This window comes from Pedobacter jeongneungensis (genome assembly GCF_000633455.1).
Classification (GTDB): domain Bacteria; phylum Bacteroidota; class Bacteroidia; order Sphingobacteriales; family Sphingobacteriaceae; genus Pedobacter; species Pedobacter jeongneungensis_A.
This window is the reverse complement of record NZ_AYMG01000006.1, coordinates 245,226-252,124: the sequence shown is the minus strand read 5'-3', so window position 1 is coordinate 252,124 and position 6,899 is coordinate 245,226. Positions and strand designations below refer to the sequence as shown.

Below are 6,899 nucleotides of genomic sequence, written 5' to 3'. Positions count from 1 at the left end.
CTACTATTGCCGAAATCCCCAAATAAGGAGAAGTATTTAAATATCGACAATTGTAAAACGATTGTTAAAGATGCTTTCATTGGCAATAAAGACTGAAATCGACCTTGATATTAACCGGGCTGCGATGCTTGCCACAAATTTTTGTCATCATTTATTTACTGTGAATGATTACAAGAATGCTGAGATATGTTCGGAAGAGATATACCATCTGCTTAAATTTACTGAACTCCAGCAATATCAGGCAACAATCACCAAAATACTCGGAGAATCTTTGAGAATGAATAATGAGCACGATAGATCCCTGGAAATATTGAACGAGGCTCTTGCCATGGATAAAAAAATATTTTCAAAATTCGAACGGGCATCCATGCTTTCGGACATTGGTTATATTTATCAGTCGCAGGAAAAGAAGGAGAAAGCCATCGAAACTGCAAAAATGATCGAACAGCTGAGTGCACCCAACAGTACCAACTGGATAGTTGCCAAATACATTATTGCAGAGTGTAGTTTAGAGGGAGGTGCACTCATCAATAAGCTTAAAAGTTTAGAGAAATTGGCGCAAAAGGCAAATGCAAAAACCTTGTGTAATAATATTTCATTAAGTCTTTGCTATATTCTTGGAGAGTCCGAACAATTGAAACGGTTTGATAGTGTCACTAAACAGTCTACCGATACCTATAATGTCATCAGGGCCATAATTAGCAAATCTTTAATGATCCTTGACAGAGATGACCTGGAAATGTCGGAAGACGATATTCGTTTATTGTATAAGGCCTATTCGTATCTTTATGGACAAAGTATGGTGGACCTATTTGATATGTGTCATAAAGCACTTTGGATGATTTGTGTTAGAAAACTCCTTGTTTCTGATCTACTGAATCTATTTAGGCACAGTTCATTTTTTTGGCGGATTTTAGATCAGGATAAGGTTGAGGAAGAATATTTTTTGCAGCTGCATAACGATTATAACCTAACGATTGATACTTTTGATAATAAAGGTATTGTGGAAATGAACCTAGAGTATTTTAATCGTAGAAAGCTTGAACTTAAAAAAATAGGCCCTGCACAATTACAATTATCGTAATTTGCTGTCATTTCGTGTATAATTTTCTAGTTTAATCGAGCTATTGGTACCTATAATTGGAAGGAGACATTTTTTTCTACTAAATATCGTTGTACAGGTGTTCTAGGATTCTTTGTATTGAGAAATGCAGAAAACAATCCTAAAATAAACATCTAAATTATTGCCTTTAATGTTAACTGGCAAAAGTGGGAAATAACCATTTTTGCTAGATCTCCAATAACTTTATGAAATAACCTATCCTGGGTAAAACCCTTTAAGTTATCATTATACTTTGATAGTCAGTTCGTAATGACTGGTCCGTTTATCGAGCTTTAGCCTTTTCTTTTCCCGAAGTCTCAATTGTGCCGTCCTAAATTTTGCATTGGCTTTTGCTGGTACCGCGCTTGATACAATTATCGCCGCGTATTGGTCAGGTGTAGCTGTAATCTTGGCGCTTAGCTGATCGTAGGTAGATTCCAGTTGGGTAATCGCAGTGTTAAGATCCACGCCTTTGAGTTCCACAAGAAAGTATTGTTTAGGTACACTCGCGACCTCGAAGAAATAATCACACTTGCGGCGCTGCTGGTCGTTGATGAGGCAGCCGTCTACCTTTACTTTGCAGACAGATACGGTGTCTGGTTTTACGATGGAAAACCTTTTGCCGTTTTCGTTTGCTGCTGTGGAATTACTGAAACAATCAGCATGCTGGTTGTGCGGATCTAAGGCAAGCTTTAAAGAATCGCAGCTCATTTATTATCGTACTTAAGGTTTAGCAATTGATCGAAGGTATGTGCCAAGTCATCTGATACATTATCTATTTTTGATGGACCGACCGATCTGAGTTCAGTATCCAATGTGCTGATGGCCCTACCGTTATCAAAGAAATAACCACTTACCTGGTCAAAGTCAGTCCAAAGCGTTTTTGGGACGATTTTGTTGGTAGCGTTTTCATGTTTGGGATTTGAGCCGACATTTCCTGCCTGCACCAAATTGTCCAGTGAAGTGAGGATATATGGGCTATGGGTAGTGATGATGAGTTTATCAGAAGTTCTTTTAACACGTTCGATAATGAATTCGAGCAGGTCTTTCTGCGAAGAAGGATAGAGGTTCATCTCCGGTTCCTCGATTACGAAAAGATCATAGCCGATTTCCTTTTGAATATTTTGCTGATCTTCGGTCAATGATTGGAGTACCAGCATTAGTGGAATGATTGACTGGACCCCACTGGAAGCCTGTGAGAGCCTGATAGTGTGCCCATTTTCCAGCTCAACCATATCCACTCCATCTTTGAAAGAGTATTTGGCATTAAGGAAATCGACTTCAAGGTTTCTCACGTCACGGCGGGCGATTTCAAATTTATTCCCGAAATCCAGAAGCCATTTCGGTAGGGATACGTCGTTGTTGATCAGGCTGAATATAGATTGTGACAGGGTGGAATAGAAAACCCTTTCAGCAGGAATGTAAACCGGAGTGCAAATTGGCAGGATGCTATAAGGTGAAAAGGTGCTTTCAATAAAGCCACTTCCCACTGCACAGTAGAGTTCGCCGAGTTCATAGCGGATATGGGTGTCTTTTCCAATACGGAATTCGATATTATAGGCTGCTAAGAGACGGTAAAATTCCAGTAGAGCATTATTAGGTTCTTCACCGGTCTTTTTGTTCCAATTGGCGCGGTAGCGCACGGATTCGTTCTGAAAGATGGAGATAAGTTTGGCTATGGTACTTTTACCACTGGATGTAGTACCTATAAACACATTAATGTCCCTGATCTCTATATCAACTTCCTTTATCGGCCCAAAGTTTTTAACAATTATCCGTTCTCTCATTTTTTGTCATATTTAGCAAAAATACGCATAACTTTTGAAAATAACCGGAATTGGCGGAGGACAAAGAAATGGTTTTTGATGGGTATCTGGATCAACCGGCTTTATTGTTAAGAGATGGCGGCAGGGCGACTTGAGATGGTAAATAATATGTGTTTTTGGAAAGATCGAAATATGCTGACAACAATCAGGGTTCGTTATTTCATGCCTTAAAAAATCCTTGGTAAGTATAGAAGCAGTTAGCTTTCATTCAGTGGATGGTGGATTCCGACTGGCGAAATACTTAGCCACCTGCTCCTTGGCAAAATCTGTTAATGCACAAATTGCGACCAAAAGGACAAATAGTATTTTATGTAGGGTGTCGATAAGATTGGCCAAACCACTTTTGGACACAATGTTGCCAAGGTCAAAATATTAGCTGCATGGGGAAGAATTCGTAAATAGGTCCAAAATCTGTTCTGTTTAATAACCAATTCGTCGGTTTTATAGCTTTTCATATCTTCGAAGTTGGGGAAGTTTTGCAAGAAGAAAGTCCCCAATGGTTTCTGATGAGGGATATAATTCAGTTTTTTGAGTGGATATACCAATAAATTTGACCCCCTTCCGCCAATTTTAAATTGACCCCAAGAGTTGTTGCTTGAAACAAGTAGAAGTTGTTGTACAAAAAGGCATCTTAGAATTGATCTTTTAAGTCCTGTTTAACAACTATTATTTTACAAAAATATATTTTCAACTTTAGAGTGTCTTTTCCCTTTGTGCCGGAGACATTCCGTTGAATATTTCCTCGACTGGCAATAGATCGGATATTCAAACTAAAAGATTCAACCATTTCGGAATGGTGGCATAGGACTTAATTGGCTTTATATGTAATACGAGGATTTGTCTTGGGCGAATTGCCAATTGGTTTTTAAGTCAAGCATTACTGACTTTTTTTCAAAAAGTTAATAATTCCATTTCTGAATTAGCCGGTTTTTTTCTAAATTTGAGTAGATCAAAGCGAGGATCATAAACAACGTGAGGATTATGATTTGCGCCTGTTGTAAAGTGCAAATTATTGATTTTTAAGGTGTTTTGATTTTAGTTCGTAATATTTTGATAAAATACGTGTAAATAACTGAAAATCAGTTATTTGTGATGTTTTTCTGTTTTTGTATCGTTTTTGGGTACTTCGATAACTATCTAATTGTTAAGTAATTACGTATAGTTCCTGTATCGGTAAATAATCCCCTAAAATAACCACTATTTTCGTTAGCCTATGGTAATTAATATGTTGATTATTAATGACTTGTAGTTGTCGTGCTTGTCGACTGTCTCGTCCTATAGCTAGTCATTAAAAACAAAAATTGCAATCAGAAAGCCTTGAGGATAATTAATTAAGGTTACGAAAGGGAAAATCGTTGGCGAGATCAAACCTTATACACATATAGGCCAATGCGGTAACTGTTATCCCTTAAACCCAATACTAGCCATTATTTTTATGTAGAAGCACTCATTTACGCCCATTAAAAATTATTTTATATATTCGTTTATAATCGTCTTTACGACATTTAATTTAACCAGATTTCGAATTTTTATAAGCATGTGTCTTTGAGGAGCTCAATCCTTAGAAGACGCAGACTAAACCCCATCTATATGAGCACGCTAAAGTTTATCAAACTATTCTTTTCTCTTTGTTTAATGGCTAGCCTGTTGCAAGCACAAGAAAAAACCAATTACAAATTTGATTTCGGCACAGGGAAAGTTGCTAAAGGTTATACTGCAATTTTACCTACTGATGCTTACAGCAAAGAAAAAGGTTATGGTTTTGATTTCGGTTTAAAAGTTAAAGGTCTGGATGATGGAGGTAAGAATTTTTTAACTTCAGATCTGGTTAAAAGCGATCAGCCATTTTATTTCTCGGTAGCCGTTCCGGAAGGCAATTACAAAATTACAGTTACGCTCGGCGATCCGAAAGGGCCGGCATTAAGTACGATAAAAGCAGAGTCGAGGAGGCTGATGCTCGAAGATGTGAAAACGGCTTCAGGACAATCGGTAACCAAAACTTTTATCGTAAATGTTAAAGATAAACATATTGCCGGTGGGCAGCTTGTTTCGTTAAAACCACGCGAGCTCACCAAACTCGATTGGGATGATAAGCTGACTTTAGAATTTGATCACCAGACTGCATTACAGGCACTCGAAATTACGAAAGTAGATGATCAGGTTACTGTTTTCTTAGCTGGAAACTCGACAGTGGTCAATCAGGACGATGAACCCTGGGCATCCTGGGGGCAAATGATTCCACGTTTTTTTAAACCAGGCATTGCCATTGCCAATCATGCCGAATCTGGTTTAACATTAGGATCATTTTTAGGGAGCAAACGTTTGGCGAAAGTTTTAAGTGTGATGAAACCCGGCGATTACCTGTTTATCGAATTCGGACATAACGATCAAAAAGATAAAGGACCAAATGATGGTGCTTATAAGTCATATACCGAAAGATTAAAAACTTTTATTTCTGAAGTAAAGAAAAAAGGTGGAATTCCTGTTGTTGTTACTTCAACCAGTAGAAGATCTTTTGGTCCGGAAGGAAAAATTGTAAACTCTCTGGGCGACTTTCCCGATGCTGCACGCAAAGTCGCGGCCGAAGAAAAGGTAGCTTTAATTGATCTGACTGCTATGACAACAACACTGTTTAATGCTTTGGGCGAGGGACCATCAACAAAGGCATTTGTTCATTATCCGGCCAACAGTTACCCCGGGCAGGATAAGGCATTGGCAGATAATACGCACTTTAATCCTTATGGTGCTTATGAAATTGCGCAGTGTATCATTCTGGGCATTAAAGAGCAGAAACTAGGTATTGCCAAATACCTGATTGATGATCTGCCGAAGTTTGATCCTGCAAAACCAGATAACCCGGCAAATTGGCATTGGCCGGAGAGTCCAAAAAGTAGCATGCTTAAACCAGATGGTAATTAGGCTTTACAGCACAAGCGAAAGCATTAAACCGATCTGTAATGGTTTAAAATTCCTGAACATATTATTGATTTAATAGTTCTTTAAGTTCTTTTGCTTTGATGGTCAGTATGGTTCCGTGACGTAAACCTTTTGGTAAGCTGATTTTTGCTGAAACATCTGTCCAGTTTTTTAAATCAACAGACTGGATTGCACCATATTGATGATCACGGTATTTATCAAAATAAACCATCCAGGTATTGCCTGTTTTCAGTGTTGTAGGTCCCTCAGCCCAGTAATTTCCGGTTATTGGACCTCCAGCCTTGCTATATGGACCAGTCAATTGATCGGCGTAAGCCATCTTGATGTTTTTTTGAGCGGGTTCCCGGGTTTCGTCCTTTAAGAACATGATAAACCGTGTGCCATCTTTTACAATGGTAGCATCAATTACATTAAAGCCCGGATCATAAAGCAGTTTGGTTTCCGAGTAGGTTTTAAAATCTTTAGTGGTAACATAATAAATTCTGTGATTGTAACCACTTTCTTCAGTTGAAGCTGTTTCGTTAAATTTATCTTTAATCGTTGTGGCCCAATAAATCATATATGTTTTATTGCGGTTATCGTAAGTGATTTCGGGCGCCCAGGTGTTTCTTGCACCGTCTTCTTTTGTCATTACAGGTAAAAATTGTTGCTCGCTCCAGTGAATTAAATCTTTAGAACTCGCATAGCCGATTCCTTTATCTTTCCAGCTCACCGTCCAAACCATGTGAAATAAACCATCAGCCCCACGGATAATGCAGGGATCCCGCATCAACTTATCTTTACTTACCGTTGGCGTAAGGAACGACTGATCATTTTTAAGCGCGGTCCATTTATAGGCGTCGTTACTATAAGCCAGGTGCAGACCATCTTCGCCATTGCCTTTAAAATAAGCAAAGAGATAAACGTCTTTTTTAGACTGTGCATGCGCATTATAAAATGCTGATAACAGTAAAATAGATAGGTATAACAGTTTTTTCATTTATTTTTTGGAAGATTCTAATGGTAAAAGTAAAATATTTAAAATAATAAACGTT

The 6,899-nt window shown here is 38.2% G+C and carries 5 protein-coding genes; 2 read left to right on the top strand and 3 right to left on the bottom strand.

Annotation, left to right across the window (positions count from 1 at the left end):
• Positions 1 to 124: 124 nt before the first annotated feature.
• Positions 125 to 1,084 carry a tetratricopeptide repeat protein gene (locus U859_RS0105795; protein WP_205314370.1) on the top strand — a complete coding sequence of 320 codons (960 nt, stop codon included), beginning with the start codon at positions 125 to 127 and terminating at the stop codon, positions 1,082 to 1,084.
• Positions 1,085 to 1,348: 264 nt separating this feature from the next.
• Here U859_RS0105795 and U859_RS0105790 read toward each other — a convergent pair whose 3' ends face one another.
• Together U859_RS0105790 and U859_RS0105785 are read right to left on the bottom strand one after the other, a co-directional pair.
• Positions 1,349 to 1,813 carry a hypothetical protein gene (locus U859_RS0105790; RefSeq protein ID WP_025142479.1) on the bottom strand — a complete coding sequence of 155 codons (465 nt, stop codon included), beginning with the start codon at positions 1,811 to 1,813 and terminating at the stop codon, positions 1,349 to 1,351.
• On the bottom strand, positions 1,810 to 2,889 hold the full coding sequence (locus tag U859_RS0105785) for an AAA family ATPase (RefSeq protein ID WP_025142478.1): 1,080 nt from the start codon (positions 2,887 to 2,889) through the stop codon (positions 1,810 to 1,812). The genes U859_RS0105790 and U859_RS0105785 overlap by 4 nt, the downstream gene beginning before the upstream one ends.
• A 1,629-nt stretch (positions 2,890 to 4,518) precedes the next feature.
• On the opposite strand from U859_RS0105785, the gene U859_RS0105780 reads away from it, so the two are divergent.
• Positions 4,519 to 5,847: a rhamnogalacturonan acetylesterase gene (locus U859_RS0105780; RefSeq protein WP_025142477.1), complete on the top strand. Its 1,329-nt coding sequence runs from the start codon at positions 4,519 to 4,521 to the stop codon at positions 5,845 to 5,847.
• A gap of 61 nt (positions 5,848 to 5,908) precedes the next feature.
• Here the strand turns inward: U859_RS0105780 and U859_RS0105775 are convergent, their stop codons facing one another.
• Positions 5,909 to 6,844, bottom strand: coding sequence for a glycoside hydrolase family 43 protein (locus tag U859_RS0105775; protein ID WP_025142476.1), 936 nt, complete (start codon positions 6,842 to 6,844; stop codon positions 5,909 to 5,911).
• Positions 6,845 to 6,899 lie beyond the last annotated feature (55 nt).

Bases quoted from the DNA above. Each gene is read 5' to 3' on its own strand.
- U859_RS0105795 (WP_205314370.1), top strand. From the start codon at position 125: ATGCTTGCCACAAATTTTTGTCATCATTTATTTACTGTGAATGATTAC.
- U859_RS0105790 (WP_025142479.1), bottom strand. From the start codon at position 1,813: ATGAGCTGCGATTCTTTAAAGCTTGCCTTAGATCCGCACAACCAGCAT.
- U859_RS0105785 (WP_025142478.1), bottom strand. From the start codon at position 2,889: ATGAGAGAACGGATAATTGTTAAAAACTTTGGGCCGATAAAGGAAGTT.
- U859_RS0105780 (WP_025142477.1), top strand. From the start codon at position 4,519: ATGAGCACGCTAAAGTTTATCAAACTATTCTTTTCTCTTTGTTTAATG.
- U859_RS0105775 (WP_025142476.1), bottom strand. From the start codon at position 6,844: ATGAAAAAACTGTTATACCTATCTATTTTACTGTTATCAGCATTTTAT.